Below are 13,671 nucleotides of genomic sequence, written 5' to 3'. Positions count from 1 at the left end.
TCGCTCCTCCTGCGGGGTCCGCTAGCCCGACACCGTCTCCAACGCCGGCTCCCCGCGGGAGAGTGCCCAGGCCTCCTGCGGCAGCGCCGCGCGCACCGTCTCGTGGTGCGCCCGGGCGCGGACCAGGACCTCGGCGGGGTCGGCCGGGTCGACGACCTCGCCGGCCTTGACCAGCGGGACGACGAGCTCGCGGTCGCCGGCCCGGGCGGCGATCGGTTCGCTGCTGACCACCTCGGCGGTGGCCGTGCCGCCGTCGTGCCGGCGCACGGCGCGCTTGTAGCCGCCCACCGAGTGCTTGCCCTCCGACCGCTTGGCCACCGGCACGCCGTCGCGCTCGACCAGCTTGTAGACCATGCCGGCGGTCGGCGCCCCCGAGCCGGTGACCAGCGAGGTGCCCACGCCGTACCCGTCGACCGGCGCGGCGGCGAGGGCGGCGATCGCGTACTCGTCGAGGTCGCTGGTGACCATCACCCGGGTCCGCCTCGCGCCGAGCTCGTCGAGCAGCTGCCGGGCCCGGGTGGCCAGGGTGGGCAGGTCGCCCGAGTCGAGCCGGATCGCGCCGAGCCCCGGTCCGGCGACGCGCACCGCCGTCCGGATGCCCTCCTCGACGTCGAACGTGTCGACCAGCAGCGTCGTCCCGGTGCCGAGCGCGGCGACCTGGGCTCGGAAGGCGGACTCCTCGTCCTCGTGCAGCAGGGTGAACGCGTGCGCGCTGGTGCCGCGCGTCGGGATGCCGTAGCGCCGTCCGGCCTCCAGGTTGGACGTCGCCTCGAAGCCGGCCAGGTGGGCGGCGCGGGCCGCGGCGACGGCGGCCTCCTCGTGGGTGCGCCGCGACCCCATCTCGATGCACGGCCGCTCGCACGCGGCGGAGACCATGCGGGCCGCCGCGGAGGCGATCGCGCTGTCGTGGTTGAGCATCGACAGCACCAGCGTCTCCAGCACCACCGCCTCCGCGAACGGCGCCCGCACGGTCAGCACCGGGGAGCCGGGGAAGAACAGCTCGCCCTCGGCGTAGCCCTCGACGTCGCCGGTGAACCGGAAGTCGGTCAGGAACGCCAGCAGCCGCTCGTCGGTGAGACCCTGGTCGCGGAGGGTCGCCAGCTCGTCGTCGCCGAACCGGAACCGCGGCAGGGCCTCCACCAGCCGGCCGGTGCCGGCGACCACGCCGAACCGCCGACCGTGCGGCAGCCGCCGGGCGAACACCTCGAACACGCACTCCCGGTGGGCCGTCCCGTCGGCCAGCGCGGCGGCCACCATGGTCAGCTCGTACCGGTCGGTGAGCAGGGCGGGGGCCGTCGGGCAATCCGTCGTCGGCATGATCGGCAGCCTAGGCTGGAATGCGTGGCAGGACCGCTCGCGCCCGAACGGACGCCCGACACGACGGTCGACGAGGCGCACGACCTCGACCGCCCCTGGGTGACCATCGTCTGGAACGACCCGGTCAACCTGATGACCTACGTGACCTTCGTGCTCCAGGAGCTGTTCGGCTACGACGAGCCGACGGCGACCACGCTGATGCTGCAGGTGCACCACGAGGGCAAGGCGATCGTCAGCTCCGGCCCGCGGGAGCGGATGGAGCACGACACGAGCCGGCTGCACGCCTACGGGCTGTGGGCCAGCTACCAGCGCGATTCGTGAGGCCGTTCCGCGTGAGGGGCGGGCAGGTCGTCGCCCGGCTCGAACCCGCCGAGGCCGGCATCGTCGGCCTGCTGCTCGACCAGCTCGAGCAGCTGCTCACGGCCGACACCCACGACGTCGGCGACGACCCGGTGCTGGCCCGGCTGCTGCCCGAGGGGCACCGCGGCGATCCGCGCCTGGCCGCCGACTACCGCGAGATGACCGAGGCGTCGCTGCGCGGGGGGAAGGCCGACGACCTGGCCACCGTGCGGGCGACCCTGCCCAGCGGCGGGGGAGAGGTGCGGCTCGACGTGGAGCAGGCCGGCGCGTGGCTGCGCAGCACCAACGACCTGCGCCTGGCGCTGGGCACCCGCCTGGACGTCACCGAGGACACCGAACCCCCGGACGACGTCACCGGCGAGGAGGAGCAGCAGCTGGCCGTCTACTACTGGCTCACCGCGCTGCAGGGATCGCTGGTCGACGCGGTCGTCGCCGCCCGCGGCCGCGCGTGACCGCACGGGCGGCAGCTCCGCCGGGGGTCAGCGGGCCGCCGTGGGTGCCCGCCGGCGGGCCGGACGGCGCTCCCGGCGTCCGAAGGTGAGCAGCACGGAGGTGGCGACCAGCAGGTCCAGGACGAAGAAGACCCAGACCATGCCGTGCAGATCGACGTCCCGGACCAGCGCCCCGACGCCCGACAGCAGGAGCAGCGCCGAGAGCGCGAGCAGCAGTGCCAGCGTCAGCACGCGGAGCGCGACGAGCAGGGCGTAGGACGTGCGGTCGGCGCGCTCGTCGGTGCTCAGGCCGCTGCGCCGACCCGCGCCGCGGCAGCCGAGCACGAACGCCGGCACGGCGAGCAGGACGACGCCGGCGATGACGAACAGCTTGGCCAGCACGAGGCCGAACCGTATCGCCCCGGACACCGGGTGCTCGCGGGCAGTCCACCGGGACACCGGCGCCCGCGGGCGGCGCGGAGCGCCCGCCTAGACTGCCCCCTGTGCTGCGCATCGACCGCGCGACCTACGACGCCATCGTGGCCCACGCCCGGGAGGACCACCCGGACGAGGCCTGCGGCGTCGTCGCCGGGCCCGAGGGCAGCGACCGCCCCGAGCGCTTCGTCCCGATGCTGAACGCGGCCCGGTCGCCCACGTTCTACGAGTTCGACTCCGGTGACCTGCTCACGCTGTACCGCGAGATGGACGACCGCGACGAGGAGCCGGTGGTCATCTACCACTCGCACACGGCCACCGAGGCCTACCCGTCGCGCACCGACATCGGTCTGGCCGCCGAGCCGAACGCGCACTACGTGCTCGTCTCCACCCGGCAGCACGGCGCCGAGACCGGGCTGGTGGACGACGAGGTCGAGTTCCGCAGCTTCCGCATCGTCGAGGGCCAGGTCACCGAGGAAGAGGTCGAGGTCGTGGAGTCCTTCCTCTTCGGCCACTCACCGACGACCGTCGTCTACGACTGACGCAGGACCCTCCTGCAGGGCCCCGCCGCTCGCACGCGCGCGCCGGGGCCCGGCAGGAGGGCCGACCGCGCGGGACCCGCAGCGCGGAATCGCCGACGGCCCCCGCGCGTTGGCCTGCTCGAGCACCCGGCGCGACGCTCGCGCAACCGGCGTCGCGCTCAAGCAACCGGCGCCACGCGCCGATGAACATCCCGAACCCCGTCACGAGGAGAACCGCACGTCATGGCCATCGAGGTCCGGATCCCGACCATCCTGCGCACCCACACCGGCGGCAGCAAGACCGTCGAGGGCAGCGGTGACACGCTCGGCGCGCTCGTCGACGACCTGGACGCCAAGCACCCCGGTCTGAAGAACCGGCTGGTCACCGACGAGGGCACGCTGCACCGCTTCGTCAACGTCTACGTCAACGACGAGGACGTCCGCTTCACCGGCGCGCTCGACACCCAGGTCAAGGACGGCGACTCGGTGACCATCCTGCCCGCGGTGGCCGGGGGCTGCTGAGGGCGCACGCCCCCGCCCCGCCGTCCGCAGACCCGGAGAGATCCCAGCCATGGCCCGATTCGCCTCACTCGTCGACTCGCTCGGCGGCACCCCGCTCGTGGGGCTGCCGTCGCTCTCGCCGACCGCCGACGTCCGGCTGTGGGCCAAGCTGGAGGACCGCAACCCGACCGGGTCGATCAAGGACCGCGCCGCGATCAAGATGATCGAGGCCGCCGAGAAGGACGGCTCGCTCAAGCCGGGCGCGACGATCCTCGAGCCGACCAGCGGCAACACCGGCATCTCGCTGGCCATGGTGGCCCGGCAGCGCGGCTACCGGCTGGTCTGCGTGATGCCGGAGAACACCTCCGTCGAGCGGCGGCAGCTGCTGGAGATGTACGGCGCGCGGATCATCTTCTCGCCCGCCGCGGGCGGGTCGAACCAGGCGGTCGCCGTCGCGAAGGGGCTGGCCGCCGAGCACGACGACTGGGTGATGCTGTACCAGTACGGCAACCCGGCGAACGCCCAGGCGCACTACGAGGGCACCGGCCCGGAGATCCTCGCCGACCTGCCCTCGATCACCCATTTCGTCGCCGGTCTCGGCACCACCGGCACCCTGATGGGCGTCTCCCGGTACCTGCGGGAGCACAAGCCCGACGTGCAGGTCATCGCGGCCGAGCCGCGGTACGGCGAGCTCGTCTACGGCCTGCGCAACATCGACGAGGGGTTCATCCCCGAGCTCTACGACCCGACGCTGCTCGACTCGCGGTTCTCGGTGGGCCCGGAGGACGCGGTGCACCGCACCCGGCAGCTGGTGGAGCGCGAGGGCATCTTCGCCGGCATCTCCACCGGCGCGATCCTGCACGCGGCGCTCGGCATCGCGGACAAGGAGGTCGCCGCCGGACGGCGGGCCGACATCTGCTTCATCGTGTGCGACGGCGGCTGGAAGTACCTCTCCACCGGCGCCTACGCGGGCACCCTCGACGAGGCCACCGCCGCCCTGGAGGGCCAGCTCTGGGCCTGAGGAAGGACCACCCTTCCCCCCACGCCTCGCAGGCTCGGCGCGGGCCCCTGAAGGGTGGCCGTTCCAGCACCTCACCGGGCGGGCGGCGCGGGCCCCTGGAGGGTGGCCGTTCCAGCACCTCACCGGGCTCGCGGCGCGATCCGCACGTGGGCCACTACCCTCGCCCCCGATGACAGCGGGTGCCCCGGACGCCGACGCGCCGATCGGGATCTTCGACTCCGGCGTGGGCGGGCTGACCGTCGCGCGGGCGGTGCTCGACCAGCTCCCGCACGAATCGATCCGGTACATCGGTGACACGGCCCACGGCCCCTATGGCCCGCTGCCGATCGCCGAGGTCCGCCGGCACTCGCTGGCCGTGATGGACGACCTGGTCGCCAGCGGCGTCAAGATGCTGGTCGTCGCCTGCAACTCGGCCAGTGCGGCGTCCCTCCGCGACGCGCGGGAGCGCTACGACGTGCCGGTGGTCGAGGTCGTGCTGCCCGCCGTCCGCCGCGCCACCGCGGCCACCCGCACCGGCCGCGTGGGCGTCATCGGCACGCAGGCGACCGTCACCAGCGGTGCCTACGAGGACGCGTTCGCCGCCGCTCCGCACGTGACGGTCACCAGCGCCGCGTGTCCCTCCTTCGTCGACTTCGTCGAGCGCGGCGTCACCTCCGGGCGGCAGCTGCTCGGGCTGGCGCAGTCCTACTTGGACCCGCTGCTGGTCGCCGGCGTCGACACCGTCGTCCTCGGCTGCACGCACTACCCGCTGCTCACGGGTGTGATCTCCCTCGTGCTCGGCGACGAGGTCACCCTGGTGTCCAGCGCCGAGGAGACCGCGAAGGACGTCTACCGGCTGCTCACCCGCGCCGACCTGCTCCGCGACCCCGACGGCCCGCCGCCGGAGCACCGGTTCCTGGCCACCGGTGACCCCGAACCCTTCGCCCGCCTGGGCCGGCGCTTCCTCGGCCCGGAGGTCGAGGCCGTCCTGCACGCCGCCCGCACGGGTGCGGCGTGAGGCTCACCGTCGTCGGCTGCTCCGGCAGCGCGCCGGGCCCGGCGTCCCCGGCGTCGTGCTACCTCGTCGAGCACGACGGGTTCCGGCTGCTGCTCGACCTCGGCAACGGCTCCTTCGGTGCGCTCCAGGGGCTGCTCGACCCCGACGCGGTCGACGCGGTCTACCTCTCCCACCTGCACGCCGACCACTGCCTCGACGTGGCCCCTTTCGTCGTCTGGCACCGCTACTCGGGACGCTCGTCGGGCCGCCGGGTGCCGCTGTACGCCCCGGTCGACGCCGACCGGCGACTGGCGCTGGCCTACGACGGCGACGGTGCCGCCCTCGACGACGTCTTCGACTTCGTCCCCGTGGGCCCGGGCGCGTTCACCCTCGGGCCCTTCGGCGTGCGCACCGCCCGCACCGCGCACCCGATCGAGTGCCACGCCGTCCGGCTGACCGCCGCCGGCCGGTCGCTGGTCTACACCGGCGACACCGGCCCGTGCGACCGGGTCGTCGAGCTGGCCCGGGGCGCCGACGCGCTGCTCGCCGAGGCCGCCTTCCCGGAGGGGCCGGGGCTTCCCGAGGCGCTGCACCTGACCGGCCGGCAGGCCGGGGAGCACGCCGCCGCGGCGGGCGTCGCGCGGTTGCTGCTGACCCACGTGCCGCCGTGGGTGGACGCCGACGCGCAGTTCGCGGCCGCGAGCGCGGTCTTCCCGAACACCGAGCTGGTCCGCCCGGGCGCGACGTACGACGTCTGAGGAAGGGACCCGGCGGGGATCCGCAGTCGGGTGACTTGCCCCGACGACCACGGCGCGGCAGCGTGACGACCGTGGTGGACGAGGAGCGGGACGGCGTCCGGCTGACCTCGCTCGACGCCCCGCTGGGTGACGGTCTCGGCGTGACCAAGCGCGAGCTGGTCGACCACCTGGACGCGCACGCCGACCGGCTGGTGCCCCGCCTGTCCGGCCGGCCGCTGTCGGTGGTCCGGGTGCGACCGGGCCAGGCGCCCTTCATGCAGAAGAACGTGGTCAAGGGCGCGCCGGGCTGGGTGCGGACGACGGCGATCTGGGCGGAGGCGTCGAGGCGCGAGGTGCACCACGTGCTGTGCGACGACCGCCGCACGCTGCTGTGGCTCGGCAACCAGCGCGCGGTGGAGTTCCACGTGCCGTTCTGGCGGGTCGGTGACGACGGCCCGGACGGCATCGTGCTCGACCTCGACCCGCCGGAGGGCGCCGGCTGGGACTCCGTGGTCGCCGCCGCCGGCCTGGTGCGGCGCGCGCTCGCCGACGCCGGTCTGTCCGGCGCGGTCAAGACGAGCGGCGCGAAGGGGGTGCACGTCGTCGTCCCGGTCCGGGACACCGGCTTCGAGGACGCCGCGGCGGCCACGCGCGCGCTGGCGGCACGGGCCGAGCGGATCGGCGCGGACGTCGCCACCACCGCCTACGTCAAGGACGAGCGCGGGGGGAAGGTCTTCCTCGACTCGACCCGGGCCGGTGGCGCGACGCTCGTTGCGGCCTACAGCCCGCGGGTGCGGCCCGGCTTGCCGGTGTCGGCCCCGGTGGCGTGGGACCACCTGGCCGACGTCCGACCCGGCGACGTGACCGTGCGGACGGCGGGGGAGCGGCTCGGCGACGGGGATCCGTGGGCCGCCGCGCTGCCCGCACCGCAGCGGCTGCCCGACGACCTGGTGGCCGAGGGGCACGGCATACCGGTGGCCCGGGTGGCGGCGATGCACGCCGGGCTGCGACGGGCCCGGGCGCGGCGGCAGGCCGGTCCGCCCTGACCGGTGCGCCCCGACCGGTGCGCCCCGAGCCGCGCTCCCGGACCGGTTCGGCCGTCCACAGGGGCTCGCGCCCGTCCACAGGTGGCCGTCCGGCGTCCGCCCGGTGTCGGAGGTCGGGCGCACGCTGCCGCCCATGACGACCGATCCGCAGATCCAGGCCTGGCTCGACCAGGAGGACGCCCACCTCGCCCAGGTGATCCGCACGAGCCGGTTCGCCGTGCAGTACGTCGGTGCGGGCGACGGGCCCGACGAACCCTCCTTCGGCTACACGATCGGCCTGTTCGGCCTCGGTCACGCCGAGCTGGTCGTGGTCGGCCTCGACTGCGGCAGCACGCACGGCGTCCTCGACCGGGTGGCCGGCGGAGTCGCCGACGGGCGGGATCTCGTGCCCGGCGAGCTGCTCGTCCTCGACGACCGGGGGATCCGGCTCTTCGTCGAGGAGTGCCCCAACCCCGGGGACGTCGTGCTCGCGGCCAACCGCTTCTACCAGCGGCCGTCCGTGGTGTCGGTGCCGGCGTTCCAGCTGACGTGGACGCACGGGGAGGGCGCCTTCCCGTGGGAGGCCGGCTACCCGTGCGGCCCGGACTGCCAGCCGCGGCCGGGCGCGTGGCGTGCCTGATCGCCACGGTGCGGCGAGCGGGTGCCCCGGTGCGGCGCCGGCCGAGCGTTGCGCCCGACCTGGCGCGTGCCACAGCATGGTCGGCACGACCCGGGGAGCTGCGGTGGTGTCTGCGCGCGAGCGGCGACGAGCGACCGGCGACGGGGGCGCCGTCCCGGCCCGCCGTCCCGGGCCGGACCGTCGGTGACGACGACCACCGGAGCGAGGGCACCGTCCGGCCTGCCGGTGACCGGAGCGCAGTCCACCCCGGGCGGTGCCCGGCTGCTGTCGCGGGTCGCGCCCCTGGGTCGGCGGCTGAGGTCCGAGGCGGGCAGCGCCGGTCTGCTGCTGATCGCCACGGTCGTGGCGCTGGCGTGGGCCAACTCGCCCGTCGGCGACAGCTACGACGCCTTCTGGCACACCGAGTTCGCCGTCCGCGTGGGCGCGACGGAGCTGGCCCTCGACCTGCAGCACTGGGTCAACGACGGGCTGATGGTGTTCTTCTTCTTCGTCGTCGGGCTCGAGATCAAGCGCGAGCTGGTCATGGGGGAGCTCACCGACCGCCGGCGGGCCGCCGTGCCGGCGATCGCCGCGGTCACCGGGCTGGTCGTGCCCGCGCTGGTGTACGTCGGCTTCAACCTCGGGGCCCCGGCAGTGGGCGCCTGGGGGGTGGTCATCTCCACGGACACCGCCTTCCTGCTGGGCGTGCTCGCCCTCGTCGGCCCCGCCTGCCCCGCCCAGCTGCGGCTCTTCCTGCTCACCCTCGCCATCGCCGACGACGTCGGCGCGCTCGGCGTGATCGCGCTCTTCTACACCGACGACCTGGCCCTCGGCCCGCTCGGCCTGGCCGCGCTCGGGCTCGCGCTGATGGTCGGGCTGCGCTACCTCGCCGTGTGGCGCGGGCCGGCCTACCTCGTCGTCGGCGTCGCGGTGTGGGTGGCCATGCACGAGTCCGGGGTGCACCCCACCATCGCCGGGGTCGTCATCGCGCTGTTCTCGCCCGCCTACCCCGCGCGCCGCGAGGAGGTCCTGGACGCCGCCCGCCGGCTGCGCGCCTACGAGCAGTCCCCCAATGCCGAGTACGCCCGCGCCGCCCGGTTGAGCATCGACCGCTCGGTCTCGGCGACCGAGCGGCTCCAGGCGCTGTGGCAGCCGTGGACCAGCCTGGTCATCGTCCCGGTGTTCGCCCTGGCCAACGCCGGGGTGGCGCTCGACGGGGAGACGCTGCGGGCGGCGACGACCTCGACGATCACGCTCGGCGTGGTCGCCGGCCTGGTGGTCGGCAAGCTGCTCGGCATCGTGCTCGGCACCTGGCTCGCCGTCCGGTCCCGGCTGGGCGAGCTGGCACCCGGCGTGCACCTCCTGCACGTCGCCGGCGGGGCGGCGCTCAGCGGCATCGGCTTCACCATCTCGCTGTTCATCGTCGACCTCGCCTTCGACGACGAACGGACGGCCGACCAGGCGCGCGTCGGCGTCCTCACCGCGACGGCGGTGGCGTCGCTGCTCGGGTGGCTGCTGTTCCGCATCGCCGACCGGCGGCACCGCGACGACGGCAGCGGCCGCCCGACCCGGCTCGACATGCCCGTCGACCCCGACCGCGACCACATCCGCGGCCCGGTGGACGCACCGCTCACCCTGGTCGAGTACGGCGACTTCGAGTGCCCGTTCTGCGGCCGGGCCACCGGCTCGGTCGACGAGGTGCGGAAGGTGCTCGGCGACCGGCTCCGCTACGTGTTCCGGCACACCCCCCTGGTCGACGTGCACCCGCACGCCCGGCTGGCCGCGGAAGCCGCCGAGGCCGCGGCGGCGCAGGGCCGGTTCTGGGAGATGCACGACCGGCTCTTCCACCACCAGGACCGGCTGGCACCCGCCGACCTGCTCGACCACGCCGCGGCCGTCGGCCTCGACCTCGCCCGCTTCACCCGTGACCTGGGCGAGAGCCGCTTCGCCCGGCGGGTGCAGGAGGACCTGACCTCCGCCGAGGCGAGCGGGGTGACCGGCACGCCCACCTTCTTCGTCGGCGGGCTGCGGCACACCGGGCCGTTCGACGCGCAGAGCCTGACCGCGACGCTGCTCGCCTCCGCGGAGCCGGGCGTCGACCTGGCCGTCGGCCCGGCCGCCGAGGGCGCGCCCGCAGCGCTGCCCCTGATCGGCGCCCGCCGGGATCCGGCGCGGCGCGGCGCCCCGGCGCCGGCCGAGGAACTGCCGGCCGGCCTGCCGGAGACGCCCGACGACCGAGGCGCCTTCCCCAGGCTGGACGACGCCCAGCTCGGCGTGCTGGAGCGCCTCGGCGAGCGGCGCCGGGTCGCGCGCGGCGAGACCCTGTTCCGCGAGGGCGACGTCGGCTACGACTTCTTCGTCGTCCTCTCCGGCCGGGTGGCGATCGTCGAGGACGTCGGCCGGGTCGGCCAGCGGCTCGTGGCGGTGCACGGCGCCCACCGTTTCCTCGGCGAGCTGGACCTCTTCAGCCGCGACGTCGTCTCGCTCACCGCGGCGGTGGTGGAGGACGCGGAGGTGCTGCGGCTCGACGACGCCCAGCTGCACGCCGCCAAGGCAGCCGACCCGTCCTTCGCCGACCTGCTGCTGCGCGCCTACCTGGTGCGCCGCTCCCTGCTGTTCGAGCTGGCCGCCGACCTGCGCATCCTCGGCCGTCCCGACGCGCCGGAGACCGAGCGGCTGCGCGCCGCGGCGGCCGCGCGCGGGCTCGACGCGGTCGTCGTCGACGTCACGGCCGACGGCGCGGCCGGCCGGCTCGACCCCCTCGGCGTGACCGCCGACGACCTGCCGGTCGTGGTCGCCCGCGACGGCACTCTGCTCCGCAACCCCGATGACGACGAGTGGGCCCGGCTGCTCGACCGCGCGGGCTGACGACCGCCGGTGGGCACGGTCAGGCCAGGCCGAGGTCCTTGCGCAGCTTGGCCACGTGCCCGGTCGCCCTGACGTTGTAGGCGGCGCGCTCGATGCGGCCCTCGGCGTCGACCACGAAGGTCGAGCGGATCACGCCGACGACCTCCTTGCCGTACAGCTTCTTCGGTCCGTAGGCGCCGTACGCCTGCAGCACCTGCTTGTCGACGTCGGAGACCAGCGTGATGCCGAGACCCTCCTGCTCGCGGAAGCGCAGCAGCTTCTCCGGCGGGTCCGGCGAGATGCCGATGATGTCCAGCCCCGCCTCGGCGAGCTCCCCGGCGGCGGAGGTGAAGTCGACCGCCTGCGTGGTGCAGCCGGGGGTCAGCGCGGCGGGGTAGCAGTAGACGATCACCCGGCGTCCGCGGTGGTCGGCGAGGGAGACCGCGTTGCCGTCGGCGTCGGGCAGGGTGAAATCCGGGGCCGGGTCGCCGGGGGAGAGGCGGACGGCGGCCGTCGTCCCGCTGTCGGTCTCGCTCATACCCGGCATCCTGCCGTGCGCGTCCGTCCGGTGCGCGGGGGGTGCGCCGCGCCGGCGGTCACCCGGCCGGGCCCGCCCCGTCACCGGCCCAGGCCCGCCCGTCACCCGCCCAGGGTCCCTCACCCGGGCAGGAACGACAGGCGCACCTGCCGCTGCGGGTTGTCCGCGTTGGTGTCCACCAGGCAGATGCGCTGCCAGGTGCCGAGCATGAGGCGGCCCTCGAGCACCGGGACGCTGGCGTGCGGCGGCAGGAACGCGGGCACCACGTGGTCGCGGCCGTGCCCGGGACTGCCGTGCCGGTGCCGCCAGCGGTCGTCGCGGGGCAGCAGCTCGTCGAGCCGGGCCAGCAGGTCGTCGTCGCTCCCCGACCCCGTCTCCAGGATGGCGATGCCCGCGGTCGCGTGCGGCACGAACACCTGCAGCAGGCCGTCGCCGTCGGAGCGGACGAACTCGGCGCACTCGTCGGTCAGGTCCACCACCGCCGGCGCGCCGCCGGTGCGGACGGCTCGGAGTTCCGATCGCATGCCCGCGATCCTCGCCGGGCCGCACCGGGGTCGCACTCCAGCGGGCACCTGCACCGCGGATAGCCTCGATGCCCGTGACCCGACCCGACGGCCGCGCCGCCGACGAACTGCGCCCCGTGACCATCACCCGCCACTGGCTCGACCACGCCGAGGGCTCGGTGCTCGTCGAATTCGGCCGTACGCGCGTGCTCTGCGCGGCCAGCGTGACCGACGGCGTCCCGCGGTGGCGCAAGGGCTCGGGCCTGGGCTGGGTCACCGCGGAGTACGCCATGCTGCCCCGCGCCACGCACACGCGCAGCGACCGCGAGTCGGTCCGGGGCCGCATCGGCGGACGCACGCACGAGATCAGCCGGCTCATCGGCCGCTCGCTGCGCGCCTCGATCGACCTGGCGGCGCTCGGGGAGAACAGCGTCGCCATCGACTGCGACGTGCTGCAGGCCGACGGCGGCACCCGGACGGCGGCCATCACCGGCGCCTACGTGGCGCTGGCCGACGCCGTCGCGTGGCTCGGCGAGCGGAAGAAGCTGGCCCGGCCCACGGCGCTGGTGCAGTCGGTCGCCGCGGTGAGCGTCGGCGTCATCGACGGCGAGCCGCGCCTCGACCTGGCCTACGAGGAGGACGTGCGGGCGCACAGCGACATGAACGTCGTCTGCACCGGCGAGGGCGGGTTCGTCGAGGTCCAGGGCACCGCGGAGGCCGCCGTGTTCGACCGCCCGACCCTGGACGCCCTGCTCGACCTCGCCGTCGCCGGGTGCGCGGACCTCACCCGCCGCCAGCAGGAGGCGCTGGCCCGATGAGCAGCGCGGCACCGGTCCGGTTGCTGCTGGCCACGCGCAACCGCGGCAAGCTGGCCGAGCTGCAGCGGCTGCTCGACGGCGCCGTCCCCGGCGTGCAGGTGGTGGGGCTCGACGCGGTCGAGCCGTTCCCCGAGACGCCGGAGACCGGTGCGACCTTCGCCGAGAACGCGTTGCTCAAGGCCCGCGACGGGGCGCGGGCCACCGGCCTGCCGGCGGTGGCCGACGACTCGGGGATCGCCGTCGACGCGCTCAACGGCATGCCGGGCGTGCTGTCGGCCCGCTGGTCGGGGCGGCACGGGGACGACGACGCCAACACCGCGCTGCTGCTCGGCCAGCTCGCCGACGTGCCCGACGAGCGGCGGGGCGCGGCCTTCGTCTGCGCGGCCGCCCTGGTCACCCCCGGCGGGGTCGAGCAGGTCGTCGAGCGGGCCTGGCGCGGCCGGGTCATCCGCGAGAAGCGCGGATCCAACGGGTTCGGCTACGACCCGGTGTTCGTGCCCGAGGGGCTGACCGTCACGTCGGCCGAGCTGGACCCCGCGGAGAAGGACGCGCGCAGTCACCGCGGCCAGGCCTTCGCGGCGCTCGTCCCGGTGGTCGCCGCGACGCTCGCGGCCGGCTGAGCACCACCCGACGACGCCTCATCCTGGAACGGCCGGCCCACCGGGGCGCTCGCCGGCCGGCGGGTCGGCCGGCTCCCCGGGCGCCTCCGCCGGTTCCCCGGCCGGCCAGCGTGCCGGGCGGGACCAGGACAGCCGCGGCCGGTCGAGGCGCGGCGCGGGCCGGAAGCCCAGCCACTCGAGCGGGTCGAGGTCGCGGTCGCGGTCGGCGTCGAAGTCCTGCCGCTCCCAGCCGGGCGGCACGGGTGCCGGGTCGACCGGGACGGCGTCGCGGTCCACGGGCAGCCGGAGGACGGCGGCGACCCGGAGCAGCACCTCCGGCAGCGCGCGGCCCGGCGGGGATGGCGTCGTCACCCCAGGGGCATCGACAGGTCCACACCGGTTCCCGACCCCGGTCCCCGGGTT

General features: G+C 75.3%; 17 protein-coding genes. 12 read left to right on the top strand and 5 right to left on the bottom strand.

Going from position 1 to position 13,671, the window contains the following annotated elements:
* Window positions 1–21: 21 nt before the first annotated feature.
* Entirely contained in the window at window positions 22–1,317 is a 1,296-nt protein-coding gene (locus OF117_RS19705) for a nicotinate phosphoribosyltransferase (RefSeq protein ID WP_263554552.1), read from the bottom strand.
* A 24-nt stretch (window positions 1,318–1,341) separates the two neighbouring features.
* On the opposite strand from OF117_RS19705, the gene clpS reads away from it, so the two are divergent.
* A complete protein-coding gene (gene clpS / locus OF117_RS19700; protein ID WP_263554551.1) occupies window positions 1,342–1,638 on the top strand; it encodes an ATP-dependent Clp protease adapter ClpS in 297 nt (98 codons plus the stop codon).
* An 11-nt stretch (window positions 1,639–1,649) separates the two neighbouring features.
* Window positions 1,650–2,129, top strand: coding sequence for a DUF2017 domain-containing protein (locus OF117_RS19695; RefSeq protein ID WP_263554550.1), 480 nt, complete (start codon window positions 1,650–1,652; stop codon window positions 2,127–2,129).
* A gap of 27 nt (window positions 2,130–2,156) precedes the next feature.
* On the opposite strand, the gene OF117_RS19690 is transcribed toward OF117_RS19695, so the two are convergent.
* Window positions 2,157–2,510 (bottom strand): hypothetical protein, encoded by a 354-nt coding sequence (locus OF117_RS19690; RefSeq protein ID WP_263554549.1) that lies wholly within the window; start codon window positions 2,508–2,510, stop codon window positions 2,157–2,159.
* A 101-nt stretch (window positions 2,511–2,611) separates the two neighbouring features.
* Between OF117_RS19690 and OF117_RS19685 the strand changes: the two genes are divergently transcribed.
* The 8 genes from OF117_RS19685 to nhaA all read left to right on the top strand — a co-directional run bounded on the left by OF117_RS19685 (window position 2,612) and on the right by nhaA (window position 10,811).
* Entirely contained in the window at window positions 2,612–3,085 is a 474-nt protein-coding gene (locus OF117_RS19685; protein WP_263554548.1) for a M67 family metallopeptidase, read from the top strand.
* A gap of 222 nt (window positions 3,086–3,307) precedes the next feature.
* A complete protein-coding gene (locus tag OF117_RS19680; protein WP_263554547.1) occupies window positions 3,308–3,586 on the top strand; it encodes a ubiquitin-like small modifier protein 1 in 279 nt (92 codons plus the stop codon).
* Between the two features lie 49 nt (window positions 3,587–3,635).
* Window positions 3,636–4,586, top strand: a complete 951-nt coding sequence (locus tag OF117_RS19675; RefSeq protein WP_263554546.1) for a PLP-dependent cysteine synthase family protein — start codon at window positions 3,636–3,638, stop codon at window positions 4,584–4,586.
* Window positions 4,587–4,755: 169 nt separating this feature from the next.
* A complete protein-coding gene (gene murI / locus OF117_RS19670) occupies window positions 4,756–5,583 on the top strand; it encodes a glutamate racemase (protein WP_263554545.1) in 828 nt (275 codons plus the stop codon).
* A complete protein-coding gene (locus tag OF117_RS19665; RefSeq protein WP_263554544.1) occupies window positions 5,580–6,320 on the top strand; it encodes an MBL fold metallo-hydrolase in 741 nt (246 codons plus the stop codon). Before murI ends, OF117_RS19665 begins: the two co-directional genes overlap by 4 nt.
* A gap of 62 nt (window positions 6,321–6,382) precedes the next feature.
* Entirely contained in the window at window positions 6,383–7,345 is a 963-nt protein-coding gene (locus tag OF117_RS19660) for a DNA polymerase domain-containing protein (protein ID WP_263554543.1), read from the top strand.
* A gap of 133 nt (window positions 7,346–7,478) precedes the next feature.
* The gene (locus OF117_RS19655) at window positions 7,479–7,964 is read left to right on the top strand and encodes a DUF4262 domain-containing protein (protein WP_263554542.1); all 486 of its coding nucleotides are present in this window, start codon (window positions 7,479–7,481) and stop codon (window positions 7,962–7,964) included.
* Between the two features lie 183 nt (window positions 7,965–8,147).
* Window positions 8,148–10,811 carry a Na+/H+ antiporter NhaA gene (nhaA, locus tag OF117_RS19650; RefSeq protein WP_263554541.1) on the top strand — a complete coding sequence of 888 codons (2,664 nt, stop codon included), beginning with the start codon at window positions 8,148–8,150 and terminating at the stop codon, window positions 10,809–10,811.
* Between the two features lie 19 nt (window positions 10,812–10,830).
* Here the strand turns inward: nhaA and bcp are convergent, their stop codons facing one another.
* Together bcp and OF117_RS19640 are read right to left on the bottom strand one after the other, a co-directional pair.
* Complete coding sequence (bcp, locus tag OF117_RS19645; protein WP_263554540.1) at window positions 10,831–11,328, bottom strand: thioredoxin-dependent thiol peroxidase; 498 nt, start codon at window positions 11,326–11,328, stop codon at window positions 10,831–10,833.
* Between the two features lie 119 nt (window positions 11,329–11,447).
* Window positions 11,448–11,852 carry a YjbQ family protein gene (locus OF117_RS19640; protein WP_263554539.1) on the bottom strand — a complete coding sequence of 135 codons (405 nt, stop codon included), beginning with the start codon at window positions 11,850–11,852 and terminating at the stop codon, window positions 11,448–11,450.
* Between the two features lie 74 nt (window positions 11,853–11,926).
* Here OF117_RS19640 and rph point away from each other — a divergent pair, with 74 nt between their 5' ends.
* A complete protein-coding gene (gene rph / locus OF117_RS19635; RefSeq protein WP_263554538.1) occupies window positions 11,927–12,649 on the top strand; it encodes a ribonuclease PH in 723 nt (240 codons plus the stop codon).
* Window positions 12,646–13,269: an RdgB/HAM1 family non-canonical purine NTP pyrophosphatase gene (gene rdgB / locus OF117_RS19630; RefSeq protein ID WP_263554537.1), complete on the top strand. Its 624-nt coding sequence runs from the start codon at window positions 12,646–12,648 to the stop codon at window positions 13,267–13,269. Before rph ends, rdgB begins: the two co-directional genes overlap by 4 nt.
* Window positions 13,270–13,287: 18 nt before the next feature.
* Here rdgB and OF117_RS19625 read toward each other — a convergent pair whose 3' ends face one another.
* Window positions 13,288–13,620: a hypothetical protein gene (locus OF117_RS19625; RefSeq protein ID WP_263554536.1), complete on the bottom strand. Its 333-nt coding sequence runs from the start codon at window positions 13,618–13,620 to the stop codon at window positions 13,288–13,290.
* Window positions 13,621–13,671: the final 51 nt, after the last annotated feature.

The organism is Geodermatophilus sp. YIM 151500 (assembly GCF_025716945.1).
GTDB lineage: Bacteria > Actinomycetota > Actinomycetes > Mycobacteriales > Geodermatophilaceae > YIM-151500.
The sequence above is the reverse complement of the archived record's forward strand: the minus strand, read 5'-3'. Positions and strand labels throughout refer to the sequence as shown.